Source organism: Streptomyces sp. PTY087I2 (genome assembly GCF_001687325.1).
Classification (GTDB): Bacteria; Actinomycetota; Actinomycetes; order Streptomycetales; family Streptomycetaceae; genus Streptomyces.
Genome location: NZ_LZRD01000026.1, coordinates 76207 through 97948, shown reverse-complemented (window position 1 = coordinate 97948; position 21742 = coordinate 76207). Strand labels below are relative to the sequence as shown.

19 protein-coding genes are annotated in these 21742 nt (G+C 72.1%); 9 read left to right on the top strand and 10 right to left on the bottom strand.

Going from position 1 to position 21742, the window contains the following annotated elements:
• Nucleotides 1–86: 86 nt before the first annotated feature.
• Together A3Q37_RS27315 and A3Q37_RS27310 are read left to right on the top strand one after the other, a co-directional pair.
• The gene (locus A3Q37_RS27315) at nt 87–1070 is read left to right on the top strand and encodes a DUF5937 family protein (protein ID WP_065488275.1); all 984 of its coding nucleotides are present in this window, start codon (nt 87–89) and stop codon (nt 1068–1070) included.
• Between the two features lie 202 nt (nt 1071–1272).
• The gene (locus tag A3Q37_RS27310; protein ID WP_065488274.1) at nt 1273–2322 is read left to right on the top strand and encodes a glycoside hydrolase family 6 protein; all 1050 of its coding nucleotides are present in this window, start codon (nt 1273–1275) and stop codon (nt 2320–2322) included.
• 31 nt (nt 2323–2353) lie between these two features.
• Here the strand turns inward: A3Q37_RS27310 and A3Q37_RS27305 are convergent, their stop codons facing one another.
• From A3Q37_RS27305 to A3Q37_RS27280, 6 genes are all read right to left on the bottom strand, one after another.
• Nucleotides 2354–3589 carry a hypothetical protein gene (locus A3Q37_RS27305; RefSeq protein ID WP_065488273.1) on the bottom strand — a complete coding sequence of 412 codons (1236 nt, stop codon included), beginning with the start codon at nt 3587–3589 and terminating at the stop codon, nt 2354–2356.
• On the bottom strand, nt 3586–4143 hold the full coding sequence (locus tag A3Q37_RS27300) for a SigE family RNA polymerase sigma factor (protein WP_065488302.1): 558 nt from the start codon (nt 4141–4143) through the stop codon (nt 3586–3588). The genes A3Q37_RS27305 and A3Q37_RS27300 overlap by 4 nt, the downstream gene beginning before the upstream one ends.
• A 79-nt stretch (nt 4144–4222) precedes the next feature.
• A complete protein-coding gene (locus A3Q37_RS27295) occupies nt 4223–6178 on the bottom strand; it encodes a galactose oxidase-like domain-containing protein (RefSeq protein WP_065488272.1) in 1956 nt (651 codons plus the stop codon).
• A gap of 3 nt (nt 6179–6181) precedes the next feature.
• Complete coding sequence (locus tag A3Q37_RS27290; protein WP_176711519.1) at nt 6182–7999, bottom strand: glycosyltransferase family 2 protein; 1818 nt, start codon at nt 7997–7999, stop codon at nt 6182–6184.
• Between the two features lie 181 nt (nt 8000–8180).
• A complete protein-coding gene (locus tag A3Q37_RS27285) occupies nt 8181–8477 on the bottom strand; it encodes an MTH1187 family thiamine-binding protein (protein ID WP_065488270.1) in 297 nt (98 codons plus the stop codon).
• Entirely contained in the window at nt 8474–8824 is a 351-nt protein-coding gene (locus tag A3Q37_RS27280; RefSeq protein WP_065488269.1) for a DUF3817 domain-containing protein, read from the bottom strand. The genes A3Q37_RS27285 and A3Q37_RS27280 overlap by 4 nt, the downstream gene beginning before the upstream one ends.
• 254 nt (nt 8825–9078) lie before the next feature.
• Between A3Q37_RS27280 and A3Q37_RS27275 the strand changes: the two genes are divergently transcribed.
• From A3Q37_RS27275 to A3Q37_RS27260, 4 genes are all read left to right on the top strand, one after another.
• On the top strand, nt 9079–9711 hold the full coding sequence (locus A3Q37_RS27275; protein ID WP_065488268.1) for an AIM24 family protein: 633 nt from the start codon (nt 9079–9081) through the stop codon (nt 9709–9711).
• Nucleotides 9711–10361 (top strand): AIM24 family protein, encoded by a 651-nt coding sequence (locus A3Q37_RS27270; protein ID WP_065488267.1) that lies wholly within the window; start codon nt 9711–9713, stop codon nt 10359–10361. Before A3Q37_RS27275 ends, A3Q37_RS27270 begins: the two co-directional genes overlap by 1 nt.
• On the top strand, nt 10358–11122 hold the full coding sequence (locus A3Q37_RS27265; protein ID WP_065488266.1) for an AIM24 family protein: 765 nt from the start codon (nt 10358–10360) through the stop codon (nt 11120–11122). The genes A3Q37_RS27270 and A3Q37_RS27265 overlap by 4 nt, the downstream gene beginning before the upstream one ends.
• Before the next feature lie 104 nt (nt 11123–11226).
• Nucleotides 11227–11703: a MarR family winged helix-turn-helix transcriptional regulator gene (locus A3Q37_RS27260; protein WP_065488265.1), complete on the top strand. Its 477-nt coding sequence runs from the start codon at nt 11227–11229 to the stop codon at nt 11701–11703.
• 34 nt (nt 11704–11737) lie between these two features.
• Here the strand turns inward: A3Q37_RS27260 and A3Q37_RS27255 are convergent, their stop codons facing one another.
• Together A3Q37_RS27255 and A3Q37_RS27250 are read right to left on the bottom strand one after the other, a co-directional pair.
• Nucleotides 11738–13174, bottom strand: coding sequence for a HAMP domain-containing sensor histidine kinase (locus A3Q37_RS27255; protein WP_065488264.1), 1437 nt, complete (start codon nt 13172–13174; stop codon nt 11738–11740).
• Entirely contained in the window at nt 13171–13833 is a 663-nt protein-coding gene (locus tag A3Q37_RS27250) for a response regulator transcription factor (RefSeq protein WP_065488263.1), read from the bottom strand. Before A3Q37_RS27250 ends, A3Q37_RS27255 begins: the two co-directional genes overlap by 4 nt.
• Before the next feature lie 124 nt (nt 13834–13957).
• Here A3Q37_RS27250 and A3Q37_RS27245 point away from each other — a divergent pair, with 124 nt between their 5' ends.
• On the top strand, nt 13958–14698 hold the full coding sequence (locus A3Q37_RS27245; RefSeq protein WP_065488262.1) for a PepSY domain-containing protein: 741 nt from the start codon (nt 13958–13960) through the stop codon (nt 14696–14698).
• Nucleotides 14699–14792: 94 nt separating this feature from the next.
• Here the strand turns inward: A3Q37_RS27245 and meaB are convergent, their stop codons facing one another.
• Together meaB and A3Q37_RS27235 are read right to left on the bottom strand one after the other, a co-directional pair.
• Nucleotides 14793–15761 carry a methylmalonyl Co-A mutase-associated GTPase MeaB gene (gene meaB, locus A3Q37_RS27240; protein WP_176711518.1) on the bottom strand — a complete coding sequence of 323 codons (969 nt, stop codon included), beginning with the start codon at nt 15759–15761 and terminating at the stop codon, nt 14793–14795.
• A 36-nt stretch (nt 15762–15797) separates the two neighbouring features.
• Nucleotides 15798–16973 (bottom strand): acetyl-CoA C-acetyltransferase, encoded by a 1176-nt coding sequence (locus tag A3Q37_RS27235; protein WP_065488261.1) that lies wholly within the window; start codon nt 16971–16973, stop codon nt 15798–15800.
• A gap of 175 nt (nt 16974–17148) precedes the next feature.
• Here A3Q37_RS27235 and mce point away from each other — a divergent pair, with 175 nt between their 5' ends.
• Complete coding sequence (mce, locus tag A3Q37_RS27230) at nt 17149–17577, top strand: methylmalonyl-CoA epimerase (protein ID WP_065488260.1); 429 nt, start codon at nt 17149–17151, stop codon at nt 17575–17577.
• Nucleotides 17578–17778: 201 nt separating this feature from the next.
• Nucleotides 17779–21672 (top strand): polarized growth protein Scy, encoded by a 3894-nt coding sequence (scy, locus tag A3Q37_RS27225; protein WP_065488259.1) that lies wholly within the window; start codon nt 17779–17781, stop codon nt 21670–21672.
• Nucleotides 21673–21742: the final 70 nt, after the last annotated feature.

Sequence of the window (21742 nt, the reverse complement as noted above, 5' to 3'; positions counted from 1 at the left end):
CTGGGGCCAGGCCCCTCGCTCTCCGTAGACTTTCGGCTCAGGCCGAATGTTGGACCGGGCCGGGGCTTCGCGGCGGAGGGAGAGGCGTGCCGTTCCAGTTGCACTTCGGGGAGAGCGACCTGCTGCGCTGCCGGTTCGCCCTGTCGCCGCTGTTCGAGACCCAGGAGGCCGTGCGCACCCTGGCCCGCCGTCACCGGCACGGCTACCACCTGCCGTGGCTCCGCCGGATCCGGGAGGCGGCCGCGGCCCTGGACCTGGAGCCGCTGTGGCTGCTGATGCCGGACGGCGGCCACAACCCGGACTTCATCTGCCCGCCGCCGATCGGCCCGTTCGCCACCTTCGACGAGGAGATCGCGGGCGTCCGGGCGGTCGACCCGGAGGTGGCGTGGGCGGACATGGCGCTGGCGCTGGCGGAACGGCCCGGCGCCCGGGAATCCGCGACGGGCCGGCGCCTGCTGGCCGATCCGGCACGGGCCGTGCACGAGCTCGCCGATCTGCTGGAGCAGGTCTGGCGGACCCTGATCGAGCCGTACTGGCCCCGGCTGCGGGCCCTGCTGGAGGCGGACATCGCCTACCACTCCCGTCGGCTGGCGGACAGCGGCCTGGAAGGGCTGCTGGGCGAGGTGAGCACCCAGCTGAGCTGGAACGGTTCGACACTCACCGTGAAGGGGACGCGGGGCGACCACCACCAGGTGCTGGGCGGCCAGGGGCTGGTGCTGATGCCGAGCGTCTTCGTCTGGCCCGAGGTGGTCGGCGGCCACCTGGAGCCCTGGCAGCCCGGGCTGATCTACCCGGCGCGCGGGATCGGCGGGCTGTGGAGCGAGGCCGGGGAGCGGACGCCGGAGGCCCTCGCCCGGCTGCTGGGCCGGGTCCGGGCCGATGTGCTGTGCGCGCTGGACGAACCGGCCGGGACCAGCACGCTGGCACACCGGCTGGGCCTCGCCCCCTCGTCCGTCTCGGCGCATCTGTCCGTGCTGCGCGGGGCCGGGCTGCTGACCTCACGGCGCTACGGGCACCAGGTGCTGTACGAGCGCACCCCGCTGGGGATCGCGCTGGCCGCATCGGACTGAGGGCGCGGTGGCGGGCGTAGGGGCAGAGGCGTCACGGCCCCGGCGGGCGTGGAGGCCGACGCGTCACAGATCCCGCGGGCGTACGCGCGGACGCGTCACGGACGGTGTCGCGCCACCACTCCCTGTAACCGTTATGTCACGATTGCCCCTGCTTCACCGTGTTTCCCCGTGTCCGTGAGCCACCGCCGTCCGAGGGGTCTGGATGTCCGGCCGCAGCATCGTCCCGCGCGCTCTCCCCCGTACCGTCCGTGTCCTGGCCGCCCTCGCCCTGGCGACCGCCCTCACCGCGGGGTGCTCGACGCCCGAGCCGCGCGTCACCGGGGCCGCCGAGGAGGAGGGCGGACCCGTCCGGGGGGAGCCCGCCCCGGGCGCGGCCTCCCCGTTCTGGGTCGACCCGAACAGCGACGCGGCCCGCCAGGTGCGCGCCTGGGAGAAGGAGGGGCGCGACGCGGAGGCCAAGATGCTGCGGCGGATCTCCGAGCGGCCGGTGGCCGACTGGCCCGCCTGGGACGACCCGGCCCCGGGGATCCGGGCCGCCGTGCGGTCGGCCGCCCGCACGAAGAAGACCGTCGTGCTCGTGGCGTACAACATCCCGCACCGCGACTGCGGGCTGTACTCCGCGGGCGGCGCGAAGGACGCGGACGCCTACCGGTCCTGGATCGGGGAGTTCGCCGCCGCCGTCGGGGACGCGCCCGCCACCGTGATCCTGGAGCCGGACGCCCTCCCCCACATCACGGACGGCTGCACCCCGCCCGAGCACCACGCCGAGCGCTACCAGCTCCTCTCCGAGGCGGTGGACACCCTCAAGGCCCTCCCGAACACCAAGGTCTACCTGGACGCGGGCAACCCGGACTGGATCGACGAGCCGGCCAAGATGGCGCAGCCGCTGCGGCAGGCGGGCGTCGAGCGGGCCGACGGCTTCTCGCTGAACGTCTCCAACTTCCAGTCGAACGCCAGCGTGAAGACGTACGCGGGACAGCTCTCCGACGCGGTGGGCGGCGCGCACTTCGTGATCGACACCAGCCGCAACGGCAACGGCCCCCTGTCCGGGGGCCGTGAGGAAGCCTGGTGCAACCCGCCGGGCCGGGGGCTCGGCACGCCCCCGACCACCGACACCGGCGACGACCGGCTCGACGCCTACCTGTGGATCAAGCGGCCCGGCGACTCCGACGGCACCTGCCGGGGCGGCCCGCCGGCCGGCGACTGGTGGCCGGAGTACGCCCTCGGCCTCGCCCGCCGCGCCGCCTCCTGAGGCCGCCGCGCCGCCGCCTGAACCCGGCCTCTCAGCCCCGGGCGAACACCGGCTCCCAGCGCTTCGGGGAGTGGTCCTTGGGCGTGCGGGCGCCGCTGAGGGAGACCGTCTTCTCGCTGCCGATGCCGACCAGCACCAGCCGGTTCTCGTGCTCCCCGCCACCCGGGGCGATGTCCCAGGCGATCAGCCGCTCGTTGTCGACCCAGACCAGGAGTTCCTGGCCGCGCAGCTTGGCGACGCGCTTGCCCGTCCGGGGGTCGAGGACCTGGGTGGCGGTGGTCTTCACCCCGCCCGCGAAGGGACCGGCGACGAGCTTGCCGTCCGGGGAGAGGCCGGCGGGCGCGAACCTGAGGTCGACGTATGCCTCCTCGGCCGGGACGGCCACCTTCTTGCCGGTGAAGTCGCGGTAGACGACGCCCGGGTTCATGTTGATGGGCTCGTACAGCAGGGTGCCGTCGTTGTTGAAGCGCAGGTTCTCGCCGGAGCCGAAGTTCCCGCCGCCCTCGGAGAACGCGGGCAGGGCGTGCCAGTCGGACTCTCCCGTCGCCACGTCGACGACGGCGAACCCGGTGCGGCAGGGCACCCGCCACGGCTCGTAGGCGCCGTTCACCTCGACCTTGTGGGACCAGTAGGCGCGGTCCGGGTTCTTGTCGTACGTGGTGGCCACCAGCTTGCTGCCGTCGGGCGAGAAGGCCAGCCCTCCGACGCCCTGGGCCAGCGGGATCCAGCGGGTCATCTCGCCGGTACGGAGGTCGAGCAGCCCGATGCGGGGTGCGGGCAGTTCGCGTTCCAGAACGGCGGCGGTCCGCATGCCGGGGGCGACGGCGAGGAAGGACCAGCGCTCGTCCACCTCGTAGCGGCCGGTCTCCTGGTTCAGCACCGAGTAGGTCCGCTCGACGATCTCGTCGCGGTTGGGCTGGCGGACCTTCTCGGAGGTGTAGTAGGCGGCGAGGACCTGGTCGCCGACGGCGATCCTGTCGCGCGGCGGGGACTGGTCGACATGGCTCTGGACATCGTGGGCCGGGACCTCACCGCCGACCACGTGGACGCCCCGCCCCCGGCCGTCGTCCGGTCCGGCGTCGAGCAGCGTGGGTACGCCGACGGCCGCGGCGACGACGAGGGCCGTGGTGCCCGCGACCGCGGCGAGGGTGCGGGCCCGGCGACGCCGTCGTACGGCGAGAATCCGGTCGGCGAACCCGGAGCGCGGGGGCGCGATGCCGGAGGCCTGCTCGCGCAGGGAGTCACGGACGAGTTCCTCGACGTTCACGGTCCTACCTCCACGGCAGCGAGATTGCGGGCCGACGGCTGCTCCGCGCCGGGCCCGCCGAGGGCGGTGAGTTCGGGGGCGTGGGCGCGCAGCCGGGCCAGGGAGCGGTGGGTGGTGGACCGCACGGTGCCCACCGAGCAGCCGAGGAGCCGGGCCACGTCGGCCTCGGGCAGGTCCTCGAAGAAGCGCAGCACGAGGACGGTGCGCTGCCGGGCGGTGAGCCGGGACAGGGCCTCACGCATCACGAGCCGCAGCTCGGTGGCGCCCGCACCGTCCGTGCCGCTGCCGCGGTCGGGCGGCTCGGCGACCGTCAGCTCCCGTCTGCGGCCCTTCAGCCGCCAGCGGCTGACCTGCTGCCGGTAGAGGATCTGACGTACGTACGCCTCGGGTTCGTCGATCTTCCCCCATCGCCCGGCGGCCTTGATCAGCGCGTTCTGCAACAGGTCCTCGCCCGCGTGGCGGTCGCCGCCGCTGAGCAGGACGGCCGTCTTCAGCAACGCCGGTGAACGGTTGCTGACGAACTCCCGGAAGCTCTCCTGGCCTGCCGCGTCCACGGTCACCTTCTCTTCCCGGGCGGGCCCCCTGCCCTCCCTGACCGTACTGACGCGCGCGGGTGCTCCCCGCTATGCCTCCTCAGGCGACCTTGACCCATTTCGCTTCGGAGGGGATGCCGTCGGTGTCGGTGACGAAGAGCATGTACCAGCCGGGCGGCACCAGCGTGGGGTCGTCCGGGACGGTCACGCTCAGCTTGCCGCCGGCCTTCTTCAGCCCCAGTTCGATGGAGCGCTGTTCGACGTCGGTGGTGTGGGTGACGGCGCTCGGGCGCATCAGCCGGGCGGTCGCGATGCGGTCCGCGTCGGCGCTCTCGTACGTCACCGTCGCGCCGCGCTCGGCGTTCTCGGGGCCGTTGCCGATCACCGGGCGCTTGTCCTTGCCGCGGTGCAGGGCGGGCGGGGTGTAGACCTCCATGCGCTGTTCGAACTTGCCGAGCTTGGTGTTGTCCTTGTCGCCGTAGAGGGAGTCGGAGCCGAAGGTCGCCACCCGTCCGTCGGGCAGCAGCAGCGCCTCGGAGTGGTAGTTGCGGCCCACCGTCGGCTCGGCGGCCTCCTTGAAGGTGTTGGTCTTCGGGTCGTAGGACTGCGCCTTCAGGATGTTGCTGTCCCCGCGGCCCCGGTAGTCCTCGGATCCGCCGCTGGTGAAGACGGTGTCGTCGGGCATGATCACGCTGTTGAGGTAGCGGGTGCCCTGCGGCAGGTCGGGTCCGGGCTTGAAGGCCGGGCCGGCCTCCTTGAGGTCGATGACGGCCGTGCGGGCCGTGGACTTCTTGGACTCGCCGACCCCGCCACCGCCCAGCACCATCACCTTCTGGTCCTGCACGGGCGGCAGCATCAGCGAGGCCGCCGTCTCCAGCTGGTCGGTGTCGGTGAGGCCGGGGACCTTGGTGAAGGTGTTCTTCTTCAGGTCCCAGATCCCGGGCTCGCGCCCCTTGTCGGCCGGTCCGTAACCGGCGTTGGCGCCCGGGTAGAACAGCTTGCCGCCCTTGGTGAGGAACAGCGCCGGGTAGGTCGGGAAGTAGTGGAAGGGGCCCTTGGACCACTTCTTGGTCTTCGGGTCGTAGATCTCGTTGTCGCCCGGCAGGATCGCGCCGACGTCGTCGAGACCGGAGACGGAGAGCACCCGGCCGTCCTCAAGACCGACGAGCGTCGGGTACCAGCGGGCCTCCATCATCGGGTCGACCTTGATGTACTTCTCCGCCGTCGGGTCGAACTCGTAGGCGGCCCGGATCCCCTGGAAGTCCTGCTTGTCCATGGTGATCTTCTCGGCGAGGCCGTAGGAGTTGTCGGCCTCCTTGCCCTTGAGCCCGACGATCTCGTACTGGGCGGCGTCCGTCGCCACCGCGTCCGGCCCCTCGTTCACCGCCTCGACGAAGACCCGCTGCTCGGCGGCGGTCACCTTGGTCTTCCACGGCTTCATCTGGCCGCTCTTGAAGTACGTGACCTCGAACTCGCGCTTGGCCTTGGGCACGGTGACGTCGAACCTGGCCTTGTACTCGATGCCCGACGGCGAACGGAAGACCGTGCCCTTCTTCAGCTTCAGCGGCTTGTCCGGGTTCTCGTTCTTGACCCGCATCCCGCCGCCGGCCCGCTTCACCTTGTCGTCGAGCACCTCGTAGCGGGCGGTGCCGCCCGCGATCAGGAGCCGGCCGTCGGGGAGCTGGGCGTGGCCGCCGCAGAAGAAGTCCTCCGGGGTGGGGATCTTCTGGAAGGTGTTCTCGGCCGGGTCCCACAGCACGGTGTCGAAGGTGCCCTCGTCGAAATGCTTCTCGTCGTTGCCGGAGCCCGCGACGATCAGGACCTTCCCGGTGTGCAGGAGCGCCGCGTGGATCGCGTTGGTGCGGTACTCCTTCGGGATGTTCACCCGCTCCCAGGAGCCGTACTCCGCCTTGTACGCGGGCTGGTCGATCTTGTACGCGTGGTACCTGTCCTCGGTGAAGGACAGCGCCGCGGGCGCGTTCAGCCCGGCGAGCAGCACCACCGCGCCGCCGCCCAGGAGCGTCTTCCTCGTCTTCTTCGAGGGCCGGTAGGCCATGGCTCAGTTCCCTCCTGCGGTGGTGGTGGCGGTGGTGCCGGCGCTCGCCGTGGTGGTCGGCGACGGGGCGGGGGCCGTCGTCGTGGTGACGTACGCCGGTTCGGGCGGCGGGGGCGCCGGTACGGGGACAGCGCGGGCGGCCTCGGCGCGCTTGTCCTGCCGCACGGTCCAGGCCCAGACGACGACCGGGGAGAGGGATATCGCGAGGCCCAGCGTCGCCCAGGTGCGCATCGCGACATGGGTGTGGTCGAGGTACACCGAAGCGGCGAGCGAGGACAGCAGGACCGCCGCCCAGAAGAGGTGGATACGGAAGGTGAGCAGCCGGTCAGGGGAGGCCTGGCCGCCCTTGGGCGTGACGACGAACCGGCCGTCGGTGCGCAGCACGGCCGAGCCCAGCGACTTCAGGTAGATCGGCGCGGAGAGCGCGGACATGGCCATGCCCGCGAGGCCGCCGGAGCCCTCGGGCTCGTGCGGCGAGACGTTGTGGCGGCGGTTCCAGAGGTAGAGCCCGATCTGGAGGGCGGCGGCGTCGCTGTAGAGCATCAGCCAGATGGAGGCGGCGACCTGGGTGCCGGACGCGCCGAACCAGAGGAACAGCACACAGCTGAGGATGCCGAGCAGCCAGTTCACGGCGGTCATCGGGTAGTAGACGAGCATCAGCGTGTAGCTGAGGAGCCGCCCGGGGGGCACCCGGAAGAGCGCCTTGCCGTACTGCTTGAACAGCGTCTCGTACGTCCCCCGCGACCAGCGCAGCTGCTGGGTGAAGAAGTCCGTCCAGGAGGCGGGGCCCTCGCCCACGGCGAGCACGTCGGGGGTGTAGACGGAACGCCAGTAGTGCCCGGTGCGCGGGTTGCGGCGGCGGTGGATCTCGAAGCCGGTGGCCATGTCCTCGGTGATCGAGTCGTACAGGCCGCCGACCTGGCGCAGCGCGGCGATGCGCACGACGTTGTTGGTGCCGACGAACATGGGGGCGCCGTAGCGGTTGCCCGCGCGCTGGATCAGGGCGTGGAAGAGGAACTGCTGCGACTCGGCGGCCTTGGTGACGGCCGAGTCGTAATTGCCGTAGACCTGCGGTCCGACGACGAAGGCGACGTCCGGGTCGCGGAAGTAGCCCATCATCCGCTCCAGGAAGTTGGGCATGGGCACGTGGTCGGTGTCGACGGAGGCGAAGAAGTCGTAGTCGCCGCCGTGCAGGGCGATCCAGGCGTTGTAGTTGCCGTGCTTGGTCTTCGCCTTGTGGGCGCCCTTGTCGCGGTTCCACTCGGGGACCCCGCGCCGGGTGAAGTGGTGGACGCCGAGCTCCGCGCAGAGCATCCGGGCCCCGGGGTCGTCGCCCTCGTCGAGGAGCCAGACGTCCAGCGGGCCGGGGTGTTCGATCCGTACAGCGCCCTTGAGGGTGGCGCGGACCATGGAGAGGGGTTCCTTGCCGGGGACGTACGTGGTCAGGAAGGCGACCCGGGTGCCGGGCTCGGGCGTCACCGGGACCGGGTCCCGCGCGACGAGAGTGGCGTGCGCGATGGAGACCACGTTGACCAGCATGAACAGCTCGATCAGGGCGATCGACACCAGCATCACGGTGTCGGCGACGACCAGCCAGCGTTCCCCGTTCTCCCGGTCGGTCCAGTGCGTGGGCCAGACCAGGTAGAGCAGGAGGATGCCGGTGAGCACGGGGGCGAGCGTCATCAGCAGGACGGCTCTTATTCGGTGCTTCTCCGTCGAGAGCAGGCTCTTGTACCGCACCCGGTACCCCGTCGGCTCCGGCTCCGTGAGCGGACCCGCGAGCCGGCTGTAGGTGTCGTAGTCGTAGCCCTCCGACCGCACCGTGCCTCCCACTGTCGAACGGGTTGATATCCCCACAGAAGGGGACAGCTAACGGTGTGTCGACTTGGCAGGTCCGAGTGAGCGGTTTTTGGTCCGGGGCCGGAAAAGCCCCCGGCCGTGTGGCGCCGGGGGCTTTTCGGGTGAACGCGGAACGGGCCGCGCGGACGGTGCGTCAGAGGGGTCAGGAGCCCCCGAGATACCGCTCCACGGTCTCGACCTTCGAGGTCAGACCGTCGGTGACGCCGGGCCGGATGTCGGCCTTCAGTACCAGGGAGACGCGGCCGGCGCGGGCCTCGACGGCGGCCACGGAGCGCTTGACGACGTCCATGACCTCGTCCCACTCACCCTCGATGGAGGTGAACATCGCGTCGGTGCGGTTGGGGAGCCCGGATTCCCGTACGACCCGTACGGCGTCGGCGACGTACTCCCCGACGTCCTCGCCGACGCCGAGCGGCGAGACCGAGAACGCGACGATCATGCGCTGACCGTGCCCTCGCGGCGGGCGCGGGCGGCGATGACGCCGTCGGCCTCGTACTGCTTCAGGCGCTTGTCGCCGTAGAGCCCGCCGAAGGGGATCAGCGACAGCAGGAAGAAGAGGGCGACGCGCCCCAGCGGCCACTTCGCCTTCATCCAGACGTCCAGCAGGAACACGGCGTAGATCACGAAGAGGATGCCGTGGATCATGCCGAGCGGCATCATCAGGAAGTCGATGTCCGAGACCCGGCTGAGGACCGAGCCGAAGAGGATCAGGGCGGGGAAGGACAGCGCCTCGGGAATCGAGATGAGGCGCAGCCGGTGCAGGGCGGAAGCGGTCTTGATGTCCACAGGGGCACCTTCGGTGGGAGGGGGTCGTGTGGGCGGGAAGGGCCGTACGGGCTTGTGAACGCGGGCACAAGCCGCCCCCATTGTGGCATCGCGCCGGGACGTCCCCGGAGCCGGGGGCGTCGCGGGGCGGCGCCGCGCGTATCGCCGCATACCAGGGCCGGTCCGGGTACGCATCAGGGGAGCATCAGGGGCGTAACGGTTCTGTAGGGGGTGCCGCGGGGACGGGGCGGCGGGCTACCTTCGGGGGCGTGGCGATGTTCCGACTCCAAGGCAGCAAGACGCTCGCCGTCGATCTGGCCGGCGATTCCGTCAAGGCGAAGAACGGCTCGATGGTCGCGTACGACGGCCGGATGACCTTCAAGAAGATGACCGGCGGCGGTGAGGGCCTGCGCGGCATGGTGACCCGCCGGCTGACCGGCGAGCAGATGACGGTGATGGAGGTGTCCGGGCAGGGCACCTGCTACTTCGCCGACCGGGCGAGCGAGATCAACCTGGTCGCGCTGCACGGCGACAAGCTGTACGTGGAGGCGAGCAATCTGCTGGCCACCGACGCCGGGCTGCGCACGGGCACCACGTTCACCGGGCTGCGCGGCGGGGCGAGCGGCAACGGCCTGTTCACCACCACGGTGGAGGGCACGGGCCAGGCGGCGATCATGTCGGAGGGCGAGGCGGTGCTGCTGCGGGTGTCGCCGCAGTATCCGCTGATGGTCGACCCCGGCGCGTACATCGCCCACCAGGGCAATCTGCGCCAGCAGCTCCAGAGCGGGGTGAACTTCCGGACGCTGATGGGCGAGGGCTCCGGCGAGGCGTTCCAGATGCGGTTCGAGGGCGACGGCCTGGTCTACGTACAGCCGAGCGAGCGCAACACCGTCGGGGGCGATGTCTGATGCCGTTCCGCGAGATCAACTCCAAGATGGTCGAGGCGACCCTCACCCCGGGCCAGAAGCTGTTCAGCCAGCGCGGCGCGATGCTGGCGTACCGGGGCGAGGTGTCCTTCACCCCGAACATCCAGGGCGGCCAGGGCGGCTTCGCGTCGATGATCGGCCGCCGGGTGGCGGGCGAGGCGACACCGCTGATGACGGTCGAGGGGTCGGGCACGGTGATGTTCGGCCACGGCGGCCACCACATCCAGGTGATCAACCTGTCCGGCGACACCCTGTACGTGGAGGCGGACCGCCTCCTCGCCTTCGACGGGACGCTCCAGCAGGGCACGATGTTCATGGGCTCGCAGGGCGGGGTGATGGGCATGGTGCGCGGCCAGGTGACCGGCCAGGGCCTGTTCACCACCACACTCAAGGGCCACGGCGCGGTCGCGGTGATGGCGCACGGCGGGGTGATCGAACTGCCGATCACCCCGGGCCGGGACATCCATGTGGACCCACAGGCGTACGTCGCCCACCACGGGGAGGTCCGCAACAAGCTCTCCACCGCGCTCGGCTGGCGGGACATGGTCGGGCGGGGCTCCGGCGAGGCGTTCCAGCTGGAGCTGAGCGGCAGTGGTGCGGTGTACGTCCAGGCATCCGAGGAGAAGCTGTGAGCGCGCCCGTGGTCTTCGATCCGATGACGCTGCCGTCGGACGACAACGTCAACTCCTACACCTTCTGCGTGGAGCTCAAGGGGAGCCGGTGGTTCCTCCAGAAGGGCAAGATGATCGCCTACTACGGGCAGATCAGCTTCGACGGCATCGGGCACGGCCGGTTCGAGCGGCTGGTGCGGTCCAGCTTCCATTCGCCGCTGCACGCGAGCGACTGGGTGGTGGCCGAGGGCAGCGGGAAGATGCTGCTGGCCGACCGGGCCTTCGATGTGAACTCCTTCGACCTGGACGACGGGAACCTGACGATCCGGTCGGGGAACCTGCTGGCGTACGAGCCGTCGCTCGCGCTGAAGCAGTCGATCGTGCCGGGGTTCGTGACGCTGATCGGAACCGGGAAGTTCGTCGCCGCGTCCAACGGCGCGGTGGTGTTCATGGAGCCGCCGCTGCGGGTGGACCCGCAGGCGCTGGTGGGGTGGGCCGACTGCCCCTCCCCCTGTCACCACTACGACCACGGGTACATGACGGGCGTGATGGGCGGAATCCGGTCACTGACGGGGATCGGCGGGACCTCGGGCGAGGAGCACCAGTTCGAGTTCGTCGGGGCGGGCACCGTGCTGCTCCAGTCGTCCGAGGCGCTGATGGCGGAGCAGGCGACGGGCCTCGTGCCGAACGCGCCCGGTGTCCCGGGCGGCGGGGGTCAACACGGCTCCACCCCGCGCATGCCCGGCCAGCTGGGGGACCTCCAGCGTCGCTTCGGCTTGTGAACGGTAGTCTGCGGAGTGTGACGTCGAACGTCTGCGCCGGTCGTCACACTCCTCAGACCTCCCTGATTTCGTCCGGCTTTCAACTTCTTAGGTAGAATCCATATATGGAGACCGAGACGGCCACCCGCTGGCTGAGCGACGCGGAGCAGTGCGCCTGGCGCACCCACCTGGACGTCAGCAGGCTGCTGATGCACCAGCTGGAGAAAGACCTCCAGCCGTTCGGCCTGACCATGAACGACTACGAGATCCTGGTCAACCTCTCCGAGTCGGACGACCAGCGGATGCGGATGAGCGACCTCGCCGCCGCCACCCTCCAGTCCAAGAGCCGGCTCTCGCACCAGATCACCCGCATGGAGACCGCCGGTCTCGTGCGGCGTACGCATTGCGAGTCGGACCGGCGCGGACTGTTCGCGGTCCTCACCGAGCACGGCGCGGAGACCATGCGGAAGGTCGCCCCGCACCACGTCGACGCGGTGCGGCAGCACTTCATCGATCTGCTGTCCCCCGAGGCGCTGACCGATCTGCACGCGGCGCTGACCCCGATCGCGGAACACCTGCGCGGCAAGCGCGGGAAGCTGTAACAGCGGGGCCCGCCGGGGCCTCGCGCCCGCCGCCTCAGGCCGGGCGCGGCAGCCACAGGCAAAAGGCCGCGCCGCCCTCGTCCGCCCGGTGCACCGTCAGCGTTCCGCCGTGGCGGGCGGCGACGTCCCGGGCGATGGCGAGGCCCAGACCGGCGCCGCCGTCGTCCCGGCTGCGGGCGTCGTCGAGCCGGACGAACCGTTCGAAGATCCGCTCCCGCTCCTCCTCGGGTACGCCCGCCCCGTCGTCCCGGACCTCGACCCGCACGCCGCGCCCGTCGGCCGCCACCGACACCGCGACGCTCCTTTCGGCGTGCCGCTGGGCGTTGTCCAGCAGATTGCCGATCACCCGGGCCAGCTGCCCGCGCGACCCGGTCACCTCGAACGCGCCGCCCTCCGGGACCTCCACCGCCACCGCGATCCGGTCCCCCGTCCGCTGCGACACCTCCTCGCGGACCAGCGCGCCCAGCTCCACCGTCGCGCTCCCGGGCTTCTCCCCCGCGTCCAGCCGGGCCAGCAGCAGCAGATCCGCCGCCAGCACCTGGAGCCGTACGGTGTCGGCGACCGCGCCCGGCAGGTCCAGCAGTTCCGGGTGGGCCTCGGCCACCTCCAGCTGGGTGCGGAGCGAGGCGATCGGGGAACGCAGCTCGTGCGAGGCGTCCGCGACGAACCGCCGCTGCCGCTCCACCGACGCCTCCAGGACCGTCAGCGTCTCGTTCGTCGTCCTGGCCAGCGCGGCGATCTCGTCCCGTGAATCGGGCTCCGGGACGCGGCGGGCCAGGTCCTCGGACGCGGTGATCGCGGCCATCTCTCGGCGGATGCCCTCGACCGGGCGCAGCGCGCGGCGGGTCACCAGCCAGGTCACGCCCCCGACGACGACCAGGAGCAGCGGCAGCCCGGTGAGCATGGCCCCGCGCACGGTGTTGACCGCCTCCTGCTCGGCGGCGAGCGGGGCGCCCGCGTACACGGTGAGGGTGACGCCGTCGGGGGTGGTCGCCTCGACGGCGGCGAAGCGGTAGTCGGCGGTGGTGCGGTCGACGGTGGCGGTGCCGTCGGAGAACTCCGGGTCGTCGGAGGAGACCTCGCCCCGGCCCGGCCGGCCGCGGTCGTCGTCATCGTCGTCATCGTCGTCGGGTGACGACGTGGCGCCCGCCGAGGCCGAGGGCACGGGGGTGACGCCCGTCGCACCGGTGCCGGTGACGGCCCGCAGGCCCTTGGAGACGAGGACGACCCGGTCCTCCTCGTCGGTCACCTGGACCGGGTGGTCCTCCTCGTCGTCCAGCTCCACGTCCTCGTACGGGGTGCCCGTGGCGAGCTGTCCCGCCGCCTCGCGGGCCGCCACCTCGGCCTGGAGGTCCGCCTGGCCGATCAGGTTGGCCCGCAGGACCAAAAGGACGGCCAGACCGGCCGCGATCAGGGCGACGGCGACGACCAGGGTGGCCCCGATGGCGGCCCTGGCCCGGACGGACCTCATGACGCCTCCAGCCGGTAGCCGGCGCCGCGTACGGTACGGATGGCGGCGGCGCCCAACTTGCGGCGCAGGGTGGAGATGTAGACCTCGACGATGTTCGGGTCGCCGTCGTAGGCGAAGTCCCAGACGTGCTCCAGGATCTCCGCCTTGCTCACCACCTGCCCGGCGCGCAGGGCGAGTTGCTCCAGCACGGCGAACTCCTTGGCGGTGAGGGCGATTTCGTCCTCGCCGCGGATCACCCTGCGGGCGGCGGTGTCGATGCGCAGGGAGCCGACGGTCAGGACGGGCGCGGCGGCTCCGGCCCCGCGCCGGCGCAGCAGGGCCCGTACCCGGGCGACGAGGACGACATAGCTGAAGGGCTTGGTCAGATAGTCGTCGGCGCCGGTGTCCAGGCCCTCGGCCTCGTCGTACTCGCCGTCCTTGGCGGTCAGCATGAGGATCGGCACCTCGTGTCCGGCGGCGCGCAGGTTGGAGCAGACGCGGTAGCCGTTCATGCCGGGCAGCATGATGTCGAGGATCACCAGGTCGTAGCCGCCCTCGCTCGCCCGGTGCAGCCCCTCCAGGCCGTCGTGCACGACATCCACGGCGAAGCCCTCGGCGGTGAGTCCCCCGGCCAGGGACACCGCGAGACGCTTCTCGTCCTCCACGATCAACAGGCGCATGCGCACAGCCTCGCAAACTCCGCCTGAAGAAGGCTTCAGGTGGCTTCAGGCTGCGTTCAGCATCCGGTCGGCAGTGTGGACCCCGTCAACCAGCGCAGCACAGCAGCTCTCGGGGAGGAACCTCATGAAGCGCAACGTCACCATCGCGGCGATCACCGCGGCCGTTCTCATCGGCGGCACCACCGCCGCCACCGTCGCCTTCGCGGACAGCGACGGGGACCGCGACCGTACGCCCACGAGGAGCGCGAGCGCCGCGAGCCTCGCGGACGACCGGGACGACCGGGACGACCGTACGGACGACCGGGCCCCGGCCGCCGCGAAGAGCGTCCGGATCTCCCTGGACCAGGCCGTCGCCGCCGCGCTGAAGAGCGTCCCGGGCACGGTCACCGAGGCCGAGCTGGACGATGACGACGACGACCACGGAGGCCGGGCCGTCTGGGAGCTGGACGTCCGGGGCTCCGACAAGAAGTGGCACGACGTCACGGTGGACGCCGCCGACGGCAAGGTCCTGAGGACCCGCGACGACGACAACGACGACCGCGACCACTACGCGCCCCGTTCCTCCGCCGTCACTCTGAGCCAGGCGGCGGCAGCGGCCCTGAAGACCGCGCCGGGCACCGTCACGTCGATCGACCTGGACGACGATGACGACGACGACAACGGCCGCCGGGGGGACGTCCTGCGCTGGGACGTCGACATCGCGGGCAAGGACGGCAAGCAGCACGAACTGCGCGTGGACGCCCGGACCGGCAAGGTCACCGTGGACCGCGACGACGACGGGGACGACGACCGCGCGGACGACCGGAACGACGACCGTGACGACCACGGCGACGACCGCGATGACCGGGACGGCGACGACGACTGACGCGAACCCGGACCCGTAACACAGCCCCGTACGCGAGAAGGCCCCCTGAGCGGCACACATCCGCTCAGGGGGCCTTCAGCGCACGCTCAGGCGGTCAGGCGCCCTCCGTCAGCCCCGCCACCAGCTCGTCCGCCGCCGCGTACGGGTCCAGGTCGCCGGAGACGATGCGCTCCGCCAGGGCGTGCAGGCGGCGGTCGCCGCGGAGGTCGGCGATCCTCTCCCGGAGCGCGGTGACCGCGATCGACTCGACCTCGTGGGCGGCGCGGGCCGTGCGGCGTTCGGCCAGGACGCCGTGCTCCTCCATCCAGGCCCGGTGCTTCTCCAGGGCCTCGACGACCTCGTCCGTGCCCTGGCCCCGGGCCGCGACCGTCTTCACGATCGGGGGGCGCCAGTCGCCGGGGCCCCGGGACTCCCCCAGGCCCAGCATGTGGTTCAGCTCGCGGGCGGTGGCGTCGGCGCCGTCGCGGTCGGCCTTGTTGACCACGTACACATCGCCGATCTCCAGGATTCCGGCCTTCGCCGCCTGGATGCCGTCGCCCATGCCCGGGGCGAGCAGCACCACGGAGGTGTCGGCCTGGGAGGCGATCTCCACCTCGGACTGGCCGACGCCGACCGTCTCGACCAGGACCACGTCGCAGCCCGCCGCGTCGAGGACACGGATGGCCTGCGGGGCGGCCCACGCGAGGCCGCCGAGGTGGCCCCGGGTCGCCATGGAGCGGATGTAGACGCCCGGGTCGGACGCGTGGTCCGACATCCGGACCCGGTCGCCCAGCAGCGCCCCGCCGGAGAACGGCGAGGACGGGTCGACGGCGAGCACGCCGACCCGCTTGCCCGCGCGGCGGTAGGCGGAGACGAGGGCGGAGGTGGAGGTGGACTTGCCGACGCCCGGCGAGCCCGTCAGGCCGACGACGTACGCATGGCCCGCCAGCGGGGCCAGGGCCGCCATCACCTCACGGAGCTGCGGGGACGCCCCCTCCACCAGCGAGATCAGCCGGGCCACCGCACGCGGCCTGCCTGCTCGCGCCTGCTCGACCAGCGTGGGGACGTCCACGTCCACGTTCACCGCTCCGTTCTCGCCTTGCCTCGTGTCGTTACGGTGTTACTTGCCCGGGACCCGGATGATCAACGCGTCGCCCTGACCGCCGCCGCCGCACAGCGCCGCCGCGCCCGTGCCGCCGCCGCGCCGCTTCAGCTCCAGGGCCAGGTGCAGGACGACCCGGGCGCCGGACATCCCGATGGGGTGGCCCAGCGCGATCGCGCCGCCGTTGACGTTGACCTTGTCCGAGGTGACGCCCAGGTCCTTCATGGACTGGACGGCGACGGCGGCGAACGCCTCGTTGATCTCGATCAGGTCGAGGTCGTCGACGGTCAGGCCGTCCTTCTTCAGCGCGTGCTTGATGGCGTTGGAGGGCTGCGACTGGAGGGAGTTGTCGGGACCCGCGACGTTTCCGTGGGCGCCGATCTCGGCGATCCAGTCGAGGCCCAGCTCCTCGGCCCTGGCCTTGCTCATCACGACGACCGCGGCGGCGCCGTCGGAGATCTGCGAGGAGGTGCCGGCGGTGATCGTGCCGTCCTTGGCGAAGGCGGGGCGCAGCTTGCCGAGGGTCTCCACGGTCGTCTCGGCGCGGATGCCCTCGTCCTTCGAGAAGAGGACCGGGTCGCCCTTGCGCTGCGGGATCTCGACCGGGGTGATCTCCGCCTCGAAGAGGCCGTTCTTCTGGGCGGCGGCGGCCCGCTGGTGGGAGAGCGCGCCGATCTCGTCCTGGGCGGCGCGGTCCAGGCCGAGGCGGCCGTTGTGCTTCTCGGTGGACTCGCCCATGGGGATGTTCTCGTAGGCGTCGGTGAGACCGTCGTACGCCATCGAGTCCAGCATCTCGATCGCGCCGTACTTGTAGCCCTCGCGGGACTTGGGGAGCAGGTGCGGTGCGTTGGTCATGGACTCCTGGCCGCCCGCGACCACCACGTCGAACTCCCCGGCGCGGATGAGCTGGTCGGCCAGCGCGATGGCGTCGAGCCCGGACAGACACACCTTGTTGACGGTGAGCGCGGGGACGTTCATCGGGATGCCGGCCTTGATCGCGGCCTGCCGGGCGGGAATCTGGCCCGCGCCGGCCTGGAGCACCTGGCCCATGATCACGTACTGGACCTGGTCGCCGCCGATGCCGGCCCGGTCCAGGGCGGCCTTGATCGCGACGCCGCCGAGGTCGGCCGCGGAGAAGCTCTTCAGGGAGCCGAGGAGACGGCCCATGGGCGTCCGGGCGCCCGCGACGATCACTGAGGTGGTGGTACCGGTCGTTGCTGGCATGGGCACGGCCCCTTGGGATCGGATGTGAACGAGGGTTTACCTGAATGTACTGAGCGGTCCCGCGCCCGTCATCCGGCTGCCGGTGTGACGGCGCGCACGTTGCGTAACCATGGCGGGAGCGTCGCGGCCGATCCATGCTGAATCCATGCTGACGCGCATCGACCACATCGGAATCGCCTGCTTCGACCTGGACAGGACGGTGGAGTTCTACCGTGCCACGTACGGATTCGAGGTGTTCCACAGCGAGATCAACGAGGAGCAGGGGGTCCGCGAGGCCATGCTCAAGATCAACGAGACCTCGGACGGCGGGGCCTCGTACCTCCAGCTGCTGGAGCCCACCCGGGAGGACTCCGCCGTGGGCAAGTGGCTGGCGAAGAACGGGGAGGGCGTGCATCACATCGCCTTCGGTACGGAGGATGTGGACGGGGACGCCGCGGACATCCGCGAGAAGGGCGTCCGGGTGCTGTACGACGAGCCCAGGACGGGGTCGATGGGGTCCCGGATCACGTTCCTGCACCCCAAGGACTGCCACGGTGTCCTCACCGAACTGGTCACGAGCCGGGCGGACCACTGACCGCCGCATACCCGGCCCGGTAGAGTGGGCGGTTCCGGGCCGGGGCCGGGTCGGGGCCGTACCGCGTCCTCGTCGTTTGTCTGTCACCATTCCCCGGGGGACCGCTTCACCGGCGAGCCCCCGTGTGCAGAGTTGCGACCAGGGTTGGGGTCTCCCCTGCTCGAAGAGAGTTGAGAGCTCGGGGAAGGATGGGACCGCGCAGTGCGGGGCTACGAACGCCAGGAGAGCCACCGAGCTGAAGACGACCATCTCTCGCGGTTCGAAGCCGAGATGGACCGGCTGAAGACCGACCGGGAGAAGGCCGTCCAGCACGCCGAGGACCTCGGTTACCAGGTCGAGGTCTTGCGTGCCAAGCTGCACGAGGCCCGGCGCAATCTCGCGACCCGTCCCGCCTACGACAGCGCGGACATCGGCTACCAGGCCGAGCAGATGCTGCGGAACGCGCAGGCCCAGGCCGAGCAGATGCGCAGCGACGCCGAGCGCGAGCTGCGCGAGGCCCGGGCCCAGACGCAGCGGATCCTCCAGGAGCACGCCGAGCACCAGGCGCGTCTCCAGGCCGAGTTGCACACCGAGGCCGTCCAGCGCAGGCAGCGGCTCGACCAGGAGCTGGCGGAGCGCCGCCAGACCGTCGAGTCCCATGTCAACGAGAACGTCGCCTGGGCCGAACAGCTGCGCGCCCGCACCGAGTCGCAGGCCCGCCGGCTGCTGGAGGAGTCCCGCGCCGAGGCCGAACAGGCGCTGGCCGCCGCCCGCGACGAGGCCGCCCGGCTGGCGGAGGAGACCCGTCGGCGGACCGGCTCGGAGGCGGAGACCGCCCGGGCCGAAGCGGAAGCGATCCTGCTGCGCGCCCGCAAGGACGCCGAGCGGCTGCTCGGCGCCGCCTCCGCCCAGGCGCAGGAGGCCACCAGCCACGCGGAGCAGCTGCGCTCCAGCACGACCGCGGAGACCGACCAGGCCCGCCAGCAGACCGCCGAGCTGAACCGCACCGCCGAGCAGCGGCTCGCGGAGGCGGAGACCCGGCTGCGCGAATCCCGGCTGGAGGCCGAGAAGGTCCTCGCCGAGGCGAAGGAGGCCGCCGCCAAGCAGCTGGCCTCCGCCGAGTCGCAGAACGAACAGCGCACCCGTACGGCCAAGTCGGAGATCGCCCGGCTGGTCGGCGAGGCCACCAAGAACGCCGACACCCTCAAGGAAGAGGCCGAGCAGGCCCTCGCCGACGCCCGCGCGGAGGCGGAGCGGCTGGTCGCCGAGGCGGCCGAGAAGGCCAACACGGCGGCCGCCGAGGACGCCGCCGCCCAGCTGGCGAAGGCGGCCCGCAGCGCCGAGGAGGTGCTCACCAAGGCCTCCGAGGACGCGCGGTCGACGACGAAGGCGGCGCGCGAGGAGGCCGAGCGGATCCGCCGGGAGGCGGAGGCCGAGGCGGACCGGCTGCGCGGCGAGGCGGCCGAGCAGGCCGACGAGCTCAAGGGCGCGGCCAAGGACGACACCAAGGAGTACCGGGCCAAGACGGTCGAGCTCCAGGAGGAGGCCCGTCGGCTGCGCGGCGAGGCCGAGCAGCTGCGTTCCGAGGCGGTCGCCGAGGGCGAGCGGATCCGGGGCGAGGCCCGCCGCGAGGCGGTCCAGCAGCTGGAGGAGGGCGCCCGCACCGCCGAGGAGCTGCTGACCAAGGCCCGCTCCGACGCGGACGAGGTGCGCGCCAAGGCGAACGGCGAGAGCGAGCGCATCCGCACCGAGGCCGTCGAGCGGGCGGCGACGCTGCGCAAGCAGGCCGAGGAGACGCTGGAGCGCACCCGGACCGAGGCCGACGCGCTGCGGGCCGAGGCCGAGGAGCAGGCGGCGGCCGTCACGGCGGCCGCGGAGGCGGCGGCGGCCGAGCTGCGCGAGGAGACCGAGCGCGGGGTCGCCGCCCGGCAGGCCGAGGCCGCCGACGAGCTGACCCGGCTGCACACCGAGGCCGAGTCCCGGCTCGCCGCCGCCGAGGAGGCGCTGGGCGAGGCGCGTACAGAAGCGGAGCGGATCCGCCGCGAGACGAGCGAAGAGTCGGAGCGGCTGCGCGCGGAGGCGGCCGAGCGGCTGCGGACGCTGGCCGAGCAGGCCGAGACGGAGGCCGAGCGGCTGCGCGACGAGGCCGCCGCGGACGCCGCCCAGTCCCGGGCCGAGGGCGAGAACGTCGCCGTACGGCTGCGGAGCGAGGCGGCCGCCGAGGCGGAGCGGCTCAAGTCCGAGGCGCAGGAGAGCGCCGACCGGCTGCGCGCGGAGGCCGCGGCCGCCGCCGAGCGGGTCGGGGCCGAGGCCGCCGAGGCGCTGGCCGCCGCCCAGGAGGAGGCGACCCGTCGCCGCCGGGAGGCCGAGGAGACCCTCGGCGCCGCCCGGTCCGAGGCGGAGCAGGAGCGTGAGCGGGCCCGCGAGCAGAGCGAGGAACTGCTCGCCTCCGCCCGGAAGCGGGTCGAGGAGGCGGAGGCCGAGGCGGGCCGGCTGGTCGAGGAGGCGGACGCCCGGGCGACCGAGCTGGTCGCGGCGGCCGAGCAGACCGCCCAGCAGGTGCGGGACTCCGTCCAGGGTCTGCACGAGCAGGCCGAGGAGGAGATCACCGGGCTTCGGTCGGCCGCGGAGCACGCCGCGGAGCGCACCCGTACGGAGGCGCAGGAGGAGGCGGACCGGGTCCGCGCCGACGCGCACGCCGAGCGGGAGCGGGCCTCGGAGGACGCGGTCCGGCTGCGCCGGGAGGCGAACGAGGAGTCGGGCCGGCTGCGGCAGGAGGCTCACGAGGAGACCGAGGCCGCCAAGGCGCTGGCCGAGCGGACGGTCTCCGAGGCGATCACCGAGTCGGAGCGGCTGCGCGCGGACGCCTCCGAGTACAGCCAGCGGATGCGCACCGAGGCGTCGGACGCCCTGGCCTCGGCGGAGCAGGACGCCTCGCGCGCCCGTGCCGAGGCCCGGCAGGACGCCAACCGGATCCGGTCCGAGGCGGCGGCCCAGGCGGACCGGCTGATCGGCGAGTCGACCACCGAGAGCGAACGCATCCGCAACGAGGCCGAGCAGGCCTCCGAGCAGTTGGTCGTCGAGGCCACCACGGAGGCCAACCGCCGCCGGAGCGAGTCCACCGAGAAGGCGGACCGGATGCTGGCCGAGGCGACGGCCGAGTCCGAGCGGCTGCGCGCGGACGCGGCCGAGCGCCTGGGCGCCGCGCAGGAGCACGCGGCCCGCGCCCACGAGGAGGCCGAACGGCTGCGCGCCGACGCGGAGTCGGCGGCGGAGGAGCTGCGCTCGTCGGCCCTCCAGGAGGCGGACCGGGTGCTGGACGAGGCGCGCGAGGCGGCGGCCAAACGCCGGGCGGACGCGGCCGAGCAGGCGGACCAGCTGATCAACAAGGCGCGGGAAGAGGCGCTGCGTACGGCCACCGAGGCCGAGACGCAGTCCGACACGATGGTCGGCGCGGCCCGCAAGGAGGCCCAGCGGATCACCTCGGAGGCGACCGTCGAGGGCAACACCCTGGTGGAGCGCGCGCGTACCGACGCGGACGAACTGCTGGTGGGCGCCCGGCGGGACGCGACGCAGATCCGGGAGCGGGCCGAAGAGCTGCGGGCCCGGCTGGAGAGCGAGATCGAGGAGCTGCACGAGCGGGCCCGCCGGGAGACGTCCGAGCAGATGAAGACCGCCGGGGAGCGCGTCGACCATCTGATGAAGGCGGCGACCGAGCAGCGCGACGAGGCCGAGGCGAAGGCCAAGGAGCTGATGGCGGAGGCCAATTCGGAGGCGAGCAAGGTCCGTATCGCCGCGGTGAAACGGGCCGAGTCGCTGCTGAAGGAGGCCGAGACCAAGAAGGCCGAGCTGATCCGCGAGGCGGAGAAGCTGCGGGCCGACGCGAAGGCCGAGGCCGAGGCGACGGTCGACGAGGGCAAGCGCGAGCTGGACGTCCTGGTGCGCAGGCGCGAGGACATCAATGCGGAGATCTCCCGTGTCCAGGACGTGCTGGAAGCGTTGGAAGGTTTCGAGACTCCGGGCGGGGGCGGGAAACCGGCCGGCGGTTCCGCGGGAGGCGCCAAGGCTCCGGCGGCGGCGGGCACCCGGTCGGGGGGCAAGTCGTCCGAGCGTTGACCGGTCCGCGGCGCACCGTGCTTCGTCATGGACATTCAAGCCTTCGAGTGGCAAGCACTCCGGGGGTCAG

What these genes read in the sequence shown, in the direction of transcription:
- A3Q37_RS27285 (WP_065488270.1), bottom strand. Translation starts at nt 8,477, where the DNA reads ATGATCGTCGCGTTCTCGGTCTCGCCGCTCGGCGTCGGCGAGGACGTC.
- A3Q37_RS27295 (WP_065488272.1), bottom strand. Translation starts at nt 6,178, where the DNA reads ATGGCCTACCGGCCCTCGAAGAAGACGAGGAAGACGCTCCTGGGCGGC.
- mce (WP_065488260.1), top strand. Translation starts at nt 17,149, where the DNA reads ATGCTGACGCGCATCGACCACATCGGAATCGCCTGCTTCGACCTGGAC.
- A3Q37_RS27250 (WP_065488263.1), bottom strand. Translation starts at nt 13,833, where the DNA reads ATGCGCCTGTTGATCGTGGAGGACGAGAAGCGTCTCGCGGTGTCCCTG.
- A3Q37_RS27310 (WP_065488274.1), top strand. Translation starts at nt 1,273, where the DNA reads ATGTCCGGCCGCAGCATCGTCCCGCGCGCTCTCCCCCGTACCGTCCGT.
- A3Q37_RS27255 (WP_065488264.1), bottom strand. Translation starts at nt 13,174, where the DNA reads ATGAGGTCCGTCCGGGCCAGGGCCGCCATCGGGGCCACCCTGGTCGTC.
- A3Q37_RS27260 (WP_065488265.1), top strand. Translation starts at nt 11,227, where the DNA reads ATGGAGACCGAGACGGCCACCCGCTGGCTGAGCGACGCGGAGCAGTGC.
- A3Q37_RS27245 (WP_065488262.1), top strand. Translation starts at nt 13,958, where the DNA reads ATGAAGCGCAACGTCACCATCGCGGCGATCACCGCGGCCGTTCTCATC.
- A3Q37_RS27270 (WP_065488267.1), top strand. Translation starts at nt 9,711, where the DNA reads ATGCCGTTCCGCGAGATCAACTCCAAGATGGTCGAGGCGACCCTCACC.
- A3Q37_RS27275 (WP_065488268.1), top strand. Translation starts at nt 9,079, where the DNA reads ATGTTCCGACTCCAAGGCAGCAAGACGCTCGCCGTCGATCTGGCCGGC.